General features: G+C 63.7%; 13 protein-coding genes and 1 rRNA gene. 9 read left to right on the top strand and 5 right to left on the bottom strand.

Annotated elements, in window-relative coordinates:
* Positions 1-27: 27 nt before the first annotated feature.
* The 3 genes from GFD32_RS15890 to GFD32_RS15880 form a co-directional block, all read right to left on the bottom strand.
* The gene (locus tag GFD32_RS15890) at positions 28-243 is read right to left on the bottom strand and encodes a DUF3565 domain-containing protein (RefSeq protein ID WP_163577584.1); all 216 of its coding nucleotides are present in this window, start codon (positions 241-243) and stop codon (positions 28-30) included.
* Between the two features lie 41 nt (positions 244-284).
* Positions 285-827, bottom strand: coding sequence for a GspH/FimT family pseudopilin (locus GFD32_RS15885; protein WP_163577583.1), 543 nt, complete (start codon positions 825-827; stop codon positions 285-287).
* Between the two features lie 117 nt (positions 828-944).
* Positions 945-1,205, bottom strand: a complete 261-nt coding sequence (locus GFD32_RS15880; RefSeq protein WP_163577582.1) for a PP0621 family protein — start codon at positions 1,203-1,205, stop codon at positions 945-947.
* Positions 1,206-1,303: 98 nt separating this feature from the next.
* On the opposite strand from GFD32_RS15880, the gene GFD32_RS15875 reads away from it, so the two are divergent.
* Entirely contained in the window at positions 1,304-2,935 is a 1,632-nt protein-coding gene (locus tag GFD32_RS15875) for an NAD+ synthase (RefSeq protein WP_163577581.1), read from the top strand.
* A gap of 123 nt (positions 2,936-3,058) precedes the next feature.
* On the opposite strand, the gene GFD32_RS15870 is transcribed toward GFD32_RS15875, so the two are convergent.
* Positions 3,059-3,883 carry an outer membrane protein assembly factor BamD gene (locus tag GFD32_RS15870; protein ID WP_163577580.1) on the bottom strand — a complete coding sequence of 275 codons (825 nt, stop codon included), beginning with the start codon at positions 3,881-3,883 and terminating at the stop codon, positions 3,059-3,061.
* A gap of 115 nt (positions 3,884-3,998) precedes the next feature.
* Between GFD32_RS15870 and rluD the strand changes: the two genes are divergently transcribed.
* The 5 genes from rluD to ilvN all read left to right on the top strand — a co-directional run bounded on the left by rluD (position 3,999) and on the right by ilvN (position 11,311).
* Positions 3,999-4,958, top strand: coding sequence for a 23S rRNA pseudouridine(1911/1915/1917) synthase RluD (rluD, locus tag GFD32_RS15865; protein WP_163577579.1), 960 nt, complete (start codon positions 3,999-4,001; stop codon positions 4,956-4,958).
* Complete coding sequence (gene pgeF / locus GFD32_RS15860) at positions 4,955-5,710, top strand: peptidoglycan editing factor PgeF (protein WP_163577578.1); 756 nt, start codon at positions 4,955-4,957, stop codon at positions 5,708-5,710. Before rluD ends, pgeF begins: the two co-directional genes overlap by 4 nt.
* Positions 5,711-5,953: 243 nt before the next feature.
* Positions 5,954-8,539, top strand: a complete 2,586-nt coding sequence (clpB, locus tag GFD32_RS15855; RefSeq protein ID WP_163577577.1) for an ATP-dependent chaperone ClpB — start codon at positions 5,954-5,956, stop codon at positions 8,537-8,539.
* 556 nt (positions 8,540-9,095) lie between these two features.
* Positions 9,096-10,820, top strand: coding sequence for an acetolactate synthase 3 large subunit (locus GFD32_RS15850; protein ID WP_163577576.1), 1,725 nt, complete (start codon positions 9,096-9,098; stop codon positions 10,818-10,820).
* Positions 10,820-11,311: an acetolactate synthase small subunit gene (ilvN, locus tag GFD32_RS15845; RefSeq protein WP_089687343.1), complete on the top strand. Its 492-nt coding sequence runs from the start codon at positions 10,820-10,822 to the stop codon at positions 11,309-11,311. The genes GFD32_RS15850 and ilvN overlap by 1 nt, the downstream gene beginning before the upstream one ends.
* Positions 11,312-11,366: 55 nt before the next feature.
* Here ilvN and ilvY read toward each other — a convergent pair whose 3' ends face one another.
* Positions 11,367-12,254 carry an HTH-type transcriptional activator IlvY gene (gene ilvY, locus GFD32_RS15840; protein WP_163577575.1) on the bottom strand — a complete coding sequence of 296 codons (888 nt, stop codon included), beginning with the start codon at positions 12,252-12,254 and terminating at the stop codon, positions 11,367-11,369.
* 176 nt (positions 12,255-12,430) lie between these two features.
* Here ilvY and ilvC point away from each other — a divergent pair, with 176 nt between their 5' ends.
* The 3 genes from ilvC to GFD32_RS15825 form a co-directional block, all read left to right on the top strand.
* A complete protein-coding gene (gene ilvC, locus GFD32_RS15835) occupies positions 12,431-13,447 on the top strand; it encodes a ketol-acid reductoisomerase (protein WP_163577574.1) in 1,017 nt (338 codons plus the stop codon).
* Between the two features lie 135 nt (positions 13,448-13,582).
* Positions 13,583-14,452 carry a CDP-diacylglycerol--serine O-phosphatidyltransferase gene (gene pssA, locus GFD32_RS15830; protein WP_163577573.1) on the top strand — a complete coding sequence of 290 codons (870 nt, stop codon included), beginning with the start codon at positions 13,583-13,585 and terminating at the stop codon, positions 14,450-14,452.
* 468 nt (positions 14,453-14,920) lie between these two features.
* Positions 14,921-15,032 (top strand): 16S ribosomal RNA (locus GFD32_RS15825); the annotation flags it as partial.

Below are 15,032 nucleotides of genomic sequence, written 5' to 3'. Positions count from 1 at the left end.
GGCACCTGAAGCGAGCCGCGACGGCGTTCAGGTGGGGGGTGGGTTGTCGGGCGGGGCGCCCTCGTCGCACTTCTTGCAGGCGAGTTCGAAACCGAGCATGCGCCGTCTTCCGGCAGGCGTGGTGACCCAGGGCCGCTCGACCCAGGGCGGCTGGTGGCGCACGTGCTGGTTGTGGCCGCAGGCGAGTTCGGCGACCCAGTGGTTCTCTGCGTCGCGGTGATAGCCGACGATGGGTTGCTGCATGCAGACGCTCCGATGGAAGACGGGTGTCGCCGGAGAGTCTTTCAGCAATCCGCGCCGCTTTCCACTCGGACACGCCCGAAGTTGCTGACGATGACGCGTGCGGCGTTGCCGCGTCGGCCGCAGATGCGGAAGGTGCCGTTGTAGCCGCTGGCACGGCCCAGTGCCGTGAAGCGGACGGGGCGGTCCTCACGGTAGGTGATCGAGTCTACCTCGCCATCGGCGAGTATCCGCAGCGCGGGTGCATCCGCATCGTTCCATGGCTTGATCAGCAGGGGGCGGGTCCAGTCGTTGCCGTTGCTGCATGTGGCGGAGGTGTTGCCATCCAGCGGGCAGACCACGACAGGCGTGCGCCGCGTGATGGCCGCATTGCGCGCCATGGCCAGCGCCGTCTTGAGGCGCATGACGTCGGAGGTGACCTCTTGACGGGCTGCCTGGGCCTGGAAGCCGGGCACTGCCCAGGTGGCCAGAATCGCCATCACGGCGAGTGCGACCACCAGTTCGATGAGCGTGAAGCCGAGTGCCGTGCGGTGGCACGGCAGACGTCGTGTACTCGTATGGCCCTGGGGTGGCGGGGCATGGCGCATCGAGCCCTCCTGGAGTGCAGTCCCTCGTCACTGGGCTGTCACTCTAGTCGAGCTCGGTCAGGCTTGTGTAAGCGAACGACGCCATGAAGGTTGCGAGATGACCGTCATGGGCGGCAATCAGGCTTCTGGGTCGTGCTCCTGCAGGAAACGGTCGCGGTGAGCGCTACAGCAGAACCATGCTGCCGTCGGTTTGTCGCGCAGGGCTTCGTCCTCTGGCACATGCACCTGGCACCAGGCACAGCGCACCATTTTTCCGCCCTCCGGCAAGTCATCGTGCTGTTCCTGCTCCAGCTTCCATTCGCGATACAGCCGATAGAGCTTGAGGCCTGCCAGGAACAGCACAGCGAAGATGATCAAACGAATGAGCAACAGGTTCATCCTTTTGCGACTCCCAAGGAGGGGCGAGCGGCTTTGCCAGCCGGGCGCCCTTGCGGGACAATGGCGGTACACTGGATTCTCGAGAGATTTCTACGCCCATGCAAGACTTGACGCTAGTAATGGCACAGCTGGATCCCCTGGTGGGGGACATTCCCGGCAATGCCGAACGGGCCATCGAGGCGGTGCGTGAGGCGCGCATCGAGCATGGCGCCGACGTGGTGGTGTTTCCGGAGCTGTTCCTGAGCGGCTATCCGCCGGAAGATCTGTTGCTGCGTCCGTCGATGGAGACGCGCCTGCGTGAGGCGCGGGCGCGCATGGCAGCCAAGGTAGCGCGCGATGTGCTGGTCATCATCGGCTATCCGGGGCGCCGGGAAGGTCAGGGGTACAACCTAGCCGGGGCGCTGTACAACGGCGAGTGGCTGGATGAATACGCCAAGCAGGCGCTGCCCAACTATCAGGTCTTCGACGAGCGGCGCTATTTTGCCATCGGCGCTCGAAGTCTGGTACTCGAGCATAAGGGCGTGAAGCTCGGGTTGTTGATCTGCGAGGACTTGTGGGACGGAACGCCGGTTCACGCTGCCTGCGAGGCGGGAGCCGATGTTCTGATAACGCTCAACGCTTCGCCCTACCATCAGGACAAGCCATCCGAGCGGCTGCGCCTGCTCGAGCAGCGAGCCGCTGAGGTCGAGCGCCCGGTGGTCTACGTCAACACCATCGGCGGTCAGGATGAGCTGGTCTTCGACGGCGGCTCGGCTTGCGTAGACGCCAGCGGCGAGTTGCGCGTGCTGGCCCCCTACTGGCAGGCGGGTCTGATGCCGGTGCAGTTCGTGCGCGAAGCGGGTCGCTGGGTGCCCCGCGAAGGCGAGATCGAACCTTCCGTGGACCCGGAGGAGAGCCTCTACTGCGCGCTGGTCACCGGGCTGCGCGATTACGTCAACAAGAGCGGCTTCGAGGGAGTGGTGCTGGGGCTTTCCGGCGGTATCGACTCGGCGCTGTCGTTGGCCATCGCCGTGGATGCCCTGGGACCCCAGCGAGTTCAGGCGGTGATGATGCCGTACCATTATACCGCCGATATCTCCAGGCAGGACGCCGCCGAGCAGGCGAAGCTGCTCGGCGTGCACTATCGGGTTCTTCCCATCGAACCGATGGTCGAAGCGTTCATGGAGACCCTATCCGATACTTTTGCCGGGACCGCGCGCGATACTACCGAGGAGAACCTGCAGTCGCGCTGCCGTGGGGTGCTGCTGATGGCCATCTCCAACAAGAAGGGATTGATGGTGCTCTCCACCGGCAACAAGAGCGAGATGGCGGTGGGCTATGCCACCCTCTATGGTGATATGGTGGGCGGTTATAATGCCATCAAGGACGTCTACAAGACTTGGGTCTATCGGCTGGCGCGCTGGCGCAATACCCAGGGGCTCGCCATTCCCGAGCGGGTCATCGAGCGTCCGCCTTCCGCCGAGCTCGCCCCGGATCAGAAAGACACCGACTCGCTGCCCGACTATGAGGTGCTCGATGCCATCCTAGTGCGCTATATCGAAGGCGACATGAGCGCCGAGGCGATCATCGATGCCGGCTTCGAGCGCGAGGACGTCTATCGTGTGGTCCGGCTGGTCGATCGCAATGAGTACAAGCGCCGTCAGGCGGCAGTGGGGGTGCGCGTTACTCCGCGCGGTTTCGGTCGCGACCGTCGCTACCCCATCGTCAACGGCTGGCAGCCGGGGGAGTAGGCGCTGCGCGCCAGCCGCGGGCGACGAGCCGCGTGACTCGGGCACGAAAACGCCACCCTCCGAAGGAGGGTGGCGTATGCCTTTCCAGAGCCAAGACTGCTTTTCCGCAGCCCGCAGCCCGCGTCAGGCCGAGAGCGAGTCGCCGTCGACGTGTTTGGGCTCGAAGGTGCGGCCGCGCAGCCGTTCGTGCCGAGGGGCGTTGTCGATCAACACGTCGAGTACTTCGCGGGCTCGGTCGCGCATGTCGAGGCCCAGGTAGCCTTCGACCATCACCGCCAGGGCATCGCGCGTGGCTTCGGCCTCGGGGAATTTCTCGATCACCCAGCGACCGCGCTCCACGGCGGCGAGGAAAGCGCCCTTGCGCAGGTAGAAGTCGGCGACGTGCAGCTCGTGACGGGCCAGCACGTTACGCAGGTAGACGATGCGCTGTTCGGCGTCCGGCGCGTATTCGCTGTCTGGATAGCGGCTGACCAGCTCGCGGAAATCGGAGTAGGCGTCACGGGAGGCGCCCAGGTCGCGTTTGGAAATGTCGATCAGGCGCAGGCGTTCGAGGCTGAAGCGACCGGCTTGCCAGGCGGCAAGGCCGCGCAGGTAGAGGGCATAGTCGGCCCGTGCATGACGGGGATGCAGGCGAATGAAGCGATTCGCCGCCGCGCGGGTGGCTTCCCAGTCGCCGGTTTCGTAGTAGGCATAGATCAGCTCGAGCTGTGCCTGTTCGGCATGGGCCCCGAAGGGGTAGCGCGTGTCGATGGCCTCGAGGCGAGAGATGGCCGTGGTGTAACGGCCATCTTCGAGGGCATCACGGGCTTCTTCGTAGAGTTCGCGTTCGGCAACACCGGCAAACTCGTCGTTCTGCTCTTCCGACGAGCCATTGCTGGCGCAGCCGGCCAGCAGAGTAGAGGCCATCAGGAGAGCTGCAAGGCGGGTGGCGATGGGGAAAGCGCGCATCGTGATCCTCGTGTCAAACATCCTGTGTCGGCCATGGTAGAATCGACCGGAACCCATCCACTATAAAGCACCTTGCGTGAAAACGCAGTCCTCGGTGCTGCAACGATTGTTCGCCATGCCCCAGACACTGGAAGCCCAGCACCGCGTGCCCGATGCCCTGGCGGGGAGTCGCCTGGACCAGGCGGCGGCCGAGTTGTTCGCCGACCACTCCCGCGAGCGGCTCAAAGGCTGGATCAAGGGCGGTGCGCTGACCGTCGACGGTCGCCTCGCCAAACCCAAGGAAAAGCTGGCCGGCGGCGAGTGGCTGCTACTGGTGGCGGAGCTAGAGGATGATGCCCGCTTCGAGCCGGAGGCGATTCCCCTGTCGGTGGTCTTCGAGGATGACGCCGTGTTGGTGGTCGACAAGCCCGCGGGACTGGTGGTGCATCCTGCTGCCGGCAATCCCGACGGCACCCTGCTCAATGCCCTGCTGCACCACTGTCCGGCGCTGGGTAGCGTGCCGCGAGCGGGTATCGTGCACCGCCTGGACAAGGACACCACCGGCCTGATGGTGGTGGCCAAGACGCTCGCCGCCCAGACCGCCCTGGTCGAGCAGCTTCAGGCGCGCAGCGTGTCGCGGGAGTATGATGCGGTGGTTACTGGCGTGATGACGGCCGGAGGCAGCGTGGATGCGCCCATCGGTCGGCATCCGCGTGACCGCAAGCGTCAGGCCGTGCACGTCACCGGCAAGCCGGCAGTGACGCACTATCGCGTGGTGGAACGCTTCCGCGGCCACACCCACGTACGCTGCCGGCTGGAAACGGGACGTACTCATCAGATCCGTGTGCACATGGCCCACCAGCGTTTTCCGCTCGTGGGCGACCCCGTTTATGGTGGGCGCCTGAAACTCCCCGCTGGAGCCGATGAGAGCCTGAAGGTCCTGCTTCGCGAATTCCCGCGCCAGGCATTGCATGCCCGGAAGCTGGCCTTCGATCATCCCGTGAGTGGCAGGCGCATGACGCTGCGCACCCCTCTGCCCGATGATCTGCTACTGCTGATCGATGCTCTCCATGACGATGCCGAGACCATGACATGAGCGATGCGCCCCATCTCGAGCCGACTCTCATCACCCCCGATTGGCCGGCACCGGCCAGCGTCGGCGCCTTCGTCACCACTCGCGAGACCGGGCCCAGTCAGGGCGAGTTTGCCTGCTTCAACCCGTCCGATGGGGTGGGTGACAATCCGGCCCATGTGGCGCTGTGCCGGCGGCTGATCGGCAACGAGCTCGACGACGAGCGGCCGCTGTTGTGGCTTAGGCAGGTGCACGGTGCCCGGGTGCAGCCGAGCTATACCGACGGCGTGCCGGAGGCAGACGCGTCGGTGGCTTTCGACCGCGGTCATGCCTGCGTCGTGCTCACGGCCGATTGTCTACCGGTCTTTTTCTGCGACCGCGACGGCTCGCGCGTGGCGGTGGCCCACGCCGGCTGGCGGGGGTTGGCCGGTGGCGTGATGGAAGCCACGGTAGCAGCGCTGGCCACCCCGCCCGAGGAGCTGCTCGCCTGGCTGGGGCCGGCGATCTCCAATGCCCAGTTCGAGGTGGGGCCGGAGGTACAGCAGGCCTTCGTCGGCGTGCATCCCGAAGCGGCGGCGGCGTTCGACCCCAGCCCTTATCGGCTGGGCCACTATATGGCCGACCTTTACAAGTTGGCGCGCCTGCGCCTCGAGCGCCTGGGGGTGTCGCACATCGCGGGTGGCCACTTCTGCACGGCGTGCGAGTCGCGCTTCTATTCCCATCGCCGCGACGACGGCAAGACCGGGCGCATGGCCAACGTGATCTGGCTGCGCTAGCACCGGGCTTCGAGCGTCTAGCCAAACTACTGCCCGCAGCCCGCAGCCCGCAGCCCGCAGCCCGCAGCCCGCAGCCCGCAGCCCGCAGCTCGCAGCCCTTGATCTGCGTCAACGTGTCCTACCCCGCCTCCCGGCTTTCGACTTGAAAGCCGCACGATCCGACTCCATTGAATGAGCAATGCGATTTGATAGGGCAACGCGGCGCGTCCGACCGCGCCGTTACCCCGTATGGAGGAAGGATTGATGCGATTCGACAAGTTCACCGCCAAGCTGCAGAACGCCATAGCCGAGGCTCAGTCGCTGGCCGTGGGTCGCGGCCATAATCAGCTCGAGCCGGGCCATTTGCTGCTGGCGTTACTCGATGCCAGCGATACCGGTGTGAAGGCGCTGGTGCAGAAGGCCGGCGGCAACGCTGCACATTTGCGAGATGGCTTGGCGAGCCACCTGGACGACCTGCCCCGGGTGGGCCAGTTCGACGGTGAAGTGCAGCCGTCCCGCGATCTGGGCAAGTTGTTCAACCTCACAGACCGTGAGGCTCAGAAGCGCGGCGATCAGTATATCGCCAGCGAACTGGTGCTGCTCGCCGCGCTGGAAATGAGTCATGCCGTCAGCAAGCTGCTGAAGCAGGCCGGCGTGACTCGCCAGGCGCTGGAAGGCGCCATCGATAGCGTACGCGGTGGCGAGAAGGTCGATGATCCCAACGCCGAGGAGTCCCGCGAGGCGCTGGAAAAATACACCCTGGATCTCACCGAGCGTGCCGAGCAGGGCAAGCTGGATCCGGTCATCGGTCGTGACGACGAGATCCGCCGCACCATTCAGGTGTTGCAGCGGCGTACCAAGAACAACCCGGTGCTGATCGGTGAGCCCGGGGTGGGCAAGACCGCCATCGTCGAGGGGCTGGCAAGCCGCATCGTCGACGGCGAGGTACCCGAGGGGCTCAAGGACAAGCGCGTGCTGTCGCTGGATATGGGCGCGCTGCTGGCCGGCGCCAAGTACCGTGGTGAATTCGAGGAGCGCCTCAAGGCCGTGCTGAAGGAGCTGGCCCAGGAGGAGGGCCGGGTGATCCTGTTCATCGATGAGCTGCATACCATGGTCGGTGCCGGTAAGGCCGAGGGCGCCATGGATGCCGGCAACATGCTCAAACCGGCACTGGCTCGTGGCGAGCTGCACTGCGTTGGTGCCACCACCCTCGACGAGTATCGCCAGCACATCGAGAAGGATGCAGCGCTGGAGCGGCGCTTCCAGAAGGTCCTGGTGGACGAACCCACCGAGGAGGACACCGTGGCGATCCTGCGCGGCCTCAAGGAGCGCTACGAGGTGCATCATGGCGTCGACATCACCGATGGTGCCATCATCGCTGCGGCCAAGCTGTCCCATCGTTACATCACCGACCGCCAACTGCCCGACAAGGCTATCGACCTGGTCGATGAGGCGTGTTCGCGCATTCGCATGGAGCTCGATTCCAAGCCCGAGGCGATGGATCGTCTCGATCGCCGGCTGATTCAGCTCAAGATGGAGCGCGAGCACCTCAGGAAGGAGACCGACGACGCCTCGAAGAAGCGTCTCGAGAGTCTGGAAGGGCAGATCGAGGAACTCGAGCGCGAGTATGCCGACCTGGACGAGATATGGAAAGCCGAGAAAGCAAGCATCCAGGGTGCCGCTCAGTTCAAGGACGAGCTCGACCGCGCTCGCGTGGAGCTGGAGCAGGCCCGTCGCCAGGGCGACCTGGGGCGCATGTCCGAGCTGCAATACGGAGTGATTCCCGACCTCGAGAAGAAGATCGCCGAAAGCAGTGCCGCCGAAGCGGACACGTCGCAGCATAAGCTGTTGCGCTCCAACGTCACCGAAGAGGAAATTGCCGAGGTGGTGTCGCGCTGGACTGGCATCCCGGTGGCGAAGATGCTCGAAGGCGAGCGTGACAAGCTGTTGCGCATGGAGGAGGCGCTGCATGAGCGGGTGATCGGCCAGGACGAGGCGGTGACCGCGGTGGCCAACGCCGTGCGCCGGTCGCGGGCCGGGCTGGCCGACCCCAATCGCCCCAACGGCTCCTTCCTGTTCCTCGGCCCGACCGGGGTGGGCAAGACGGAACTGTGCAAATCGCTGGCGAACTTCCTCTTCGACACTGAGGAAGCCATGGTGCGCATCGACATGTCGGAGTTCATGGAGAAGCACTCCGTGGCACGCCTGATCGGTGCGCCTCCCGGCTATGTCGGTTACGAAGAGGGCGGCTACCTGACCGAGGCGGTGCGTCGCAAGCCCTATTCGGTGTTGCTGCTCGACGAGGTGGAGAAGGCCCATGCCGACGTTTTCAACATTCTGCTGCAGGTGCTCGAGGATGGCCGGCTCACCGATGGTCAGGGGCGCACGGTGGATTTCCGCAACACCGTGATCGTGATGACTTCCAACATGGGGTCGGACATCATCCAGCGCCTGGGCGGCGATGATGCCGACTACGAGCAGATGAAGAGCGCGGTGATGGAGGTGGTGGGCAATCACTTCCGCCCCGAGCTGATCAACCGGATCGACGAAGTGGTGGTCTTCCATGCGCTGGATCAGGAGCAGATTCAGGCCATTGCCGAGATACAGCTCGACCGGTTGCGCTCACGGCTCGCCGAGCATGAGCTGTCGCTCGAGGTATCCAGCGAAGCGCTGGCGCAGCTCGCCGTGGTCGGCTTCGATCCGGTGTTCGGCGCCCGTCCACTCAAGCGGGCGATCCAGAGTCGCATCGAGAATCCGCTGGCCCAGGATCTGCTGGCCGGCAAGTTCTCGCCGGGCGATGTCATTCGCGTGGACGCGGAGGAGGGGCGCCTGGTCTTCCGGACTGCCTGAGGCGCACCGTCGTTCACAAGCTGTTACGTGTATCGCCGGGCGTGCCGCCGAATGCGGACTAGACTTATCATCAGGTTGCGTCCTGTAACCCCCCTTGCCCGCCAGCCGTTCCCGGCCGGCGGTTTTTTTCGTGGCGCATCCTTGTCGTGGCAGGCGTGTTGGTCTAGCGAACGACCCACTACGGTTGACACTCTTGCCGCGCTAATGGAATCTTGACCTTTCCTGATACGCGGGCGCGGCCACCAGCGGGCGATCCCCCCTTGCCGCGCGAAGGGTAGGCCGGCTGGCCTCTACCCGCCGAAGGACTTCCGCCGTCGGTCAACCACCGGCGACGGCCAACGCCCCGACGCGGCGATCCGCCGTGAAAGGGAACTGCCGATTAATGTCGCTGTGAATCGGCGTTCCCGAATGAGAGTGCAGGCCCCAACAGGGCCCATCAAGCCAGGGTTTGGCATCAGGTGCCGGCTTGGCCGGCAGCGGCGTACCGCCGCACTTGACCCCGTGTTCCGTACAAGGAGCACGGATCGCACTCGAGACCTCCAGGGGAGAAACATCCGTGGAACTGCTTTCCGGCGCAGACATGATCGCCCGATTCCTCCAGGACGAGGGCGTCGAATACATCTATGGCTATCCCGGTGGGGCGGCGCTGCACATCTATGATGCGCTGTTTCGCCAGGACAAGGTCAAACACATCCTGGTACGCCACGAGCAGGCCGCCACCCATGCCGCCGATGGCTACGCGCGTGCCTCAGGCAAGCCTGGCACCGTGTTGGTGACGTCCGGCCCGGGCGCTACCAATGCCGTCACCGGCATCGCCACTGCCTACATGGACTCGATTCCCATGGTTGTGCTGTGCGGTCAGGTGATGAGCCACCTGATCGGTGACGACGCCTTCCAGGAAACCGACATCATCGGCGTGACCCGGCCCATCGTGAAACACAGCTTCTCGATCCGCCACCCGTCCGAGATTCCCGATGTCCTCAAGAAGGCCTACTATCTGGCGGCAACCGGACGTCCGGGCCCGGTCGTTGTGGATATTCCCAAGGACATGACCGCTCCTACCGAGCGTTACGAATACGTCTACCCGAAAAAGGTCAAGATGCGCTCCTACAATCCGGTGGCGCGGGGCCATACCGGGCAGATCAAGAAGGCCGTGGAGCTGATGCTCAAGGCCAAGCGGCCGGTGTTCTACACTGGCGGCGGTGTGGTTACCGGCCGGGCCAGCGAGGGGCTGACCGACCTGGTCAAGCGGCTGGGCTTTCCCATTACCACCACCCTGATGGGCATCGGCGCCTATCCGCAGAGTGACCGCCAGTGCCTGGGCTGGCTGGGCATGCACGGCTCCTTCGAGTCGAACATGGCCATGCACCATGCCGACCTGATCGTGGCCATCGGCGCGCGCTTCGACGACCGGGTCACCAACAATACCTCCAAGTTTTGTCCCACCGCGAAAATCATCCATGTGGACATCGACCCCAGCTCCGTCTCCAAGACGGTGCGTGCCGACGTTCCCATCGTGGGGCCGGCGGGCAGTGTGATCAGCGAGATGATCAGCTTGGTCCAAGGACAAGAGATCGCCCATCCCGAAGCGCTCGCCGAGTGGTGGCAGACGATCGACGGCTGGCGTGACGAGCGCCACGGCAAGCTCTACGAGCCCTCGAAGGCCGGCGAAGCGCTCAAGCCTCAAGAAGTGGTCGAGGCGCTGTGCGAGGCAACGCGCGGCGAGGCGTACGTGACCACTGACGTGGGCCAGCATCAGATGTTCGCAGCCCAGTACTACAAGTTCGACAAGCCCAACCGCTTCATTACCTCCGGGGGGCTTGGCACCATGGGTTTCGGCTTCCCGGCGGCCATGGGCATCAAGCAGAACTTCCCCGAGGAGCAGGTGATCTGCATCACCGGAGAGGGCAGCTTCCAGATGATGATGCAGGAGCTGTCGACCTGTAAGCAGTTCGGCGGCGGGGTGAAGATCATCAACCTCAACAACGCCTCGCTGGGTATGGTGCGCCAGTGGCAGGATCTCAACTACAAGTCTCGCCACGCCCACTCCTACATGGAATCGTTACCCGATTTCGCCAAGTTGATCGAGGCCTACGGTTTCACGGCACTGCGGGTGGAGACCAAGGAGCAACTGGGGGAGGCGCTCGAGCGCACCCTGGCCGACAAGGACGAGCTGGTGTTTCTGGATGTCATCGTCGATCCGCGCGAGCACGTCTATCCGATGCAGGTGCCCCTGGGCTCCATGCGTGACATGCTGCTTTCCAAGACGGAGCGGACCTGATGCGCCATATCATCTCGATTCTGATGGAAAACGAACCGGGCGCCCTGTCACGCGTGGTGGGGCTCTTCTCGCAGCGCAACTTCAACATCGAGACGCTGAACGTCGCGCCCACCGAGGACGAGACCCTGTCTCGCCTGACCGTGACCACGGTGGGGGACGACCGGGTGATCGAACAGATCACCAAGCACCTCAACAAGCTGATCGACGTGGTCAAGCTGGTCGATCTCACCGAGGGCAACCACATCGAGCGAGAGCTGATGCTGGTGAAGGTCAAGGCCCTGGGGGCGGCCCGCGACGAGGTCAAACGCACGGTGGACATCTTCCGCGCGCAGATCGTCGACGTCTCGCCGAGTCTCTACACGGTGCAGATCACCGGGGATGCCGGCAAACTCGATGCCTTCCTGCAGGCCATGGCGCCGGTGGGTATTCTCGAGGTGGCGCGTACCGGGGTGTCGGGGATCGCGCGGGGAGACAAAGTGCTGTCCCTGTGATTGATACGTCTGATATGACCTGACAGGCCGCCCTTCGGGGCGGCTTTTTTGCACCTCAACGCTCTGCCACTTCGTCCCACAGCGCCTGTATCAGTGGGCTTTTCAGGCGCCGCTCCTGCACGCACAGGCCGACGTCGTAGTGGGGCAGCTCGGGCTTGACCGGCAACACCCGCACCCGTTCCACCAGCGGGCTATTGTCCAGCACGATCTTTGGCACCACGCCGATGCCGAAGCCGAGCCCTACCATGCTGACGATGGCTTCGTGGCCGGCGACCTGGGCGTAGATCCGTGGCGCAATGCCTAGCGCGCGGAACCAGGTGTCGGCATACTCGCGCGACAGCCCCGCCTCGGAGAGGATCATCGGTACCGTGCGCCACTGCTCGATACGTGGCATCTCCGGGGTGGCGGGAATCCAGTCGTGAGCTTCATGAGGGGCGATGAACACCAGCGGCGAGCGGGTCAGCGACTTGAACGCTAGCGCTTCAGGCGCCTGGCGTGGGCGCGGCGTGATCGCCATGTCCTCGTCGCCGGCCAGCACGCGGTTCATCGCCTCGGCCGGATCGCCGGTGTGCAGCTTGAGTTCGATGCCCGGGTGGCGACCGCGGAAGTCGCTGAGCAACGCGTAGAGGAAGCTATAGCTGGCGGTCACCGAGCAATAGATGCTTATTTCGCCGACGAGCTGTTGCGCCTCGCTCATGAGCGACAGGCGCAGTGCCTCCCACTGAGCCAGGGTCTCTCGGGCGAATCGTTGGAAGGCCTCGCCGTGGCGGGTCAGCGAAACGTGGCGATTGTCGCGCTCGAAGAGGGGGACGCCGACGCTGGTCTCGAGCTGACGAATCGAACGAGAGAGCGTTGAGGGGCTGACGTGACAGGTTTCGCTGGCACGGCCGAAGTGCAACGCATCGGCGAGAGCCAGAAAGTGCCTGAGGGGGCGCATGTCCATGCCGTCTAGTATTGCATAATCTGACATGTGGTGTTGCAAACATCGCGTTTTACGCAACGGAGGCTCTGGCGTAAGGTTGTTCGCAACGGATGACCGACTCCCAGCACTGCGATAGACGGTGCGGGTGGCCATCAACGCGGACACGATATTCCATCTTCGATTTCAGGAGCACTCCCATGCGCGTCTACTATGACAAGGACTGCGACCTCTCCCTCATTCAGGGCAAGCAGGTCACCATCGTAGGTTATGGCTCTCAGGGCCATGCCCATGCCAACAACCTCAAGGAATCGGGCGTCGACGTTACCGTCGCCCTTCGCGAAGGCTCTTCCTCTGCCGCCAAGGCCGAGGCTGCCGGCCTCAAGGTCGCTTCCGTCGAAGCCGCCTGCCAGAGTGCCGACGTGGTGATGATCCTGGCGCCGGACGAGAACCAGAAGGCGATCTACGAGAATCAGGTCGAGCCCAACCTCAAGCAGGGGGCGACCCTGGCCTTCGCCCACGGCTTCAACATCCACTACAACCAGGTCGAACCGCGCGCCGACCTCGATGTGATCATGGTCGCTCCCAAGGCACCGGGTCATACCGTACGCTCCGAGTTCGTTCGCGGCGGTGGCATTCCTGACCTGATCGCCATCCAGCAGGACGCTTCCGGAAAGGCGAAGGAGCTTGCGCTCTCTTATGCAGCGGCCATCGGTGGCGGGCGTAGTGGTATCATCGAGACCACCTTCAAGGACGAGACCGAGACCGATCTCTTCGGCGAACAGACCGTGCTTTGTGGTGGTGCCGTGGAGCTGGTCAAGGCTGGGTTCGAGACCCTGACCGAAGCTGGCTATGCGCCCGAGATGGCCTACTTCGAGTGCCTGCACGAGCTGAAGCTGATCGTCGACCTGATGTACGAAGGCGGCATTGCCAACATGAACTACTCCATCTCCAACAATGCGGAGTACGGTGAGTACGTCACGGGCCCTGAGGTGATCAATGAGCAGTCTCGCGAGGCGATGCGCAATGCGCTGAAGCGTATACAGACCGGCGAATACGCCAAGATGTTCATCCAGGAAGGCAACACCAACTATCCTTCCATGACAGCGCGCCGCCGCCTCAACGCCGAGCACGAGATCGAACAGGTCGGTGCCAAGCTGCGCGGCATGATGCCATGGATCGCTGCCAACCAGCTGGTCGACAAGAGCAAGAACTGATTCTTCAGGAGCTGCTCGCTGCCGAGGGCGCGGTTTTCCGCGCCCTCGGCGTTTTCCGTGACGGCGCCATGTCTTTTCGCACCTACGGTAGCGTGCAAGAATGACATTCTTCATTCGCGGCTATGGGCGACAAGTATGAGTCAGGATTCCCGCAATACCGAACAGGAGAGCCAGCGCCCCGAAGGCGGGGCGTCGCGGGAGTCGGCGCCACATGAAGATGAGGATCTGGCGGCCGCCTTCCTGCGTGAGACGGAGGTGATCGAAGAATCCATCGAAGATGGGCGCAAAGTTCGACGCAAAGGGATCTATCTGCTGCCCAACCTCTTCACCACCTCGGCGCTTTTTGCCGGCTTCTTTGCCGTAGTAGCGGGCATCAACGGCGACTTTACCGCCGCTGCCGTCGCCATCTTCATCGCCATGGTGCTCGATGGCCTGGATGGCCGTGTGGCGCGCTTGACCAACACCCAGAGTGCTTTTGGTGCCGAGTACGACAGTCTGTCGGACATGCTCTCCTTCGGGGTGGCGCCGGCTCTGGTGGCCTTCACCTGGATATTGCAAGACATCGGCAAGACCGGTTGGGTGGTGGCCTTCCTGTACGTGGCCTGTGCGGCCTTGCGCCTGGCGCGCTTCAACGTGCAGATCGGCAGCGTCGACAAGCGCTGGTTCATCGGTTTGCCGAGTCCCTCGGCTGCAGCGCTGGTTGCGGCTTGCGTCTGGACATTCCACAGCTTCGATGCCGAAGCGCTGGGCTTCAAGCTGTTGATGCTGCTCATCGTGGGTGCGGCTGGCGTGCTGATGGTCAGCAACATCCGCTACTACAGCTTCAAAGATCTGGACCTGAAGGGCCCTGTGCCGTTCGTGGTCCTGCTGGCGATCGTGCTCGCTTTCGTGGTTATCTCGGTGCAGCCTTCGGTGATGTTGCTGGCACTGTTTGGTACCTATGTCACCTCCGGTCCCGTGCTGGCGGTGACGCGCAAGCTTAAGCGCATGCCTCCGGCTCCTTGAAGGCCCTAGCTCCTGAACTTTTTCTACACACACCTCTTGCGTCATGCGCGGGTTGCCCGTAAAGTACGCATCCGCTGCCGGCGACGGGTCACGTTGCCAGCGGTGGAGAGTGACGGAAGCGCTTGATGCGGCGGAGTTTTTTGCCGGCATGGCGCGGCGTTCGTCACTGACGTGGATGGGCCGCTGAGCGAGGCGAACGCTCTTGACAGCCGGCGCCGATCACGTAGAATACGCCTTCCTCGCTAGGCGCTGACGGCACGGTCGACGGCAGCAGCGGGACGCTCCCCTCTTTACAAGAGCCCGGAGCCGCTCTTTAACAATCGATCAGGTAATTCATGTGGGCGCTTGTCGATGAGGCAGTGAGCAGTCACTGATCATCAAGGCAAGCGACTCGTCAACGAGACGTTTGACCCTTGAGCCAAGATTGATCCGCTTCCTTCTTCGGAAGGGCAAGGATCACGATGATTTGAACTGAAGAGTTTGATCATGGCTCAGATTGAACGCTGGCGGCAGGCCTAACACATGCAAGTCGAGCGGAAACGATGGAAGCTTGCTTCCAGGCGTCGAGCGGCGGACGGGT

Source organism: Halomonas faecis, from assembly GCF_010993975.1.
GTDB classification, from domain to species: Bacteria; Pseudomonadota; Gammaproteobacteria; order Pseudomonadales; family Halomonadaceae; genus Halomonas; species Halomonas faecis.
This window is presented reverse-complemented; position numbering and strand designations above follow the sequence as displayed.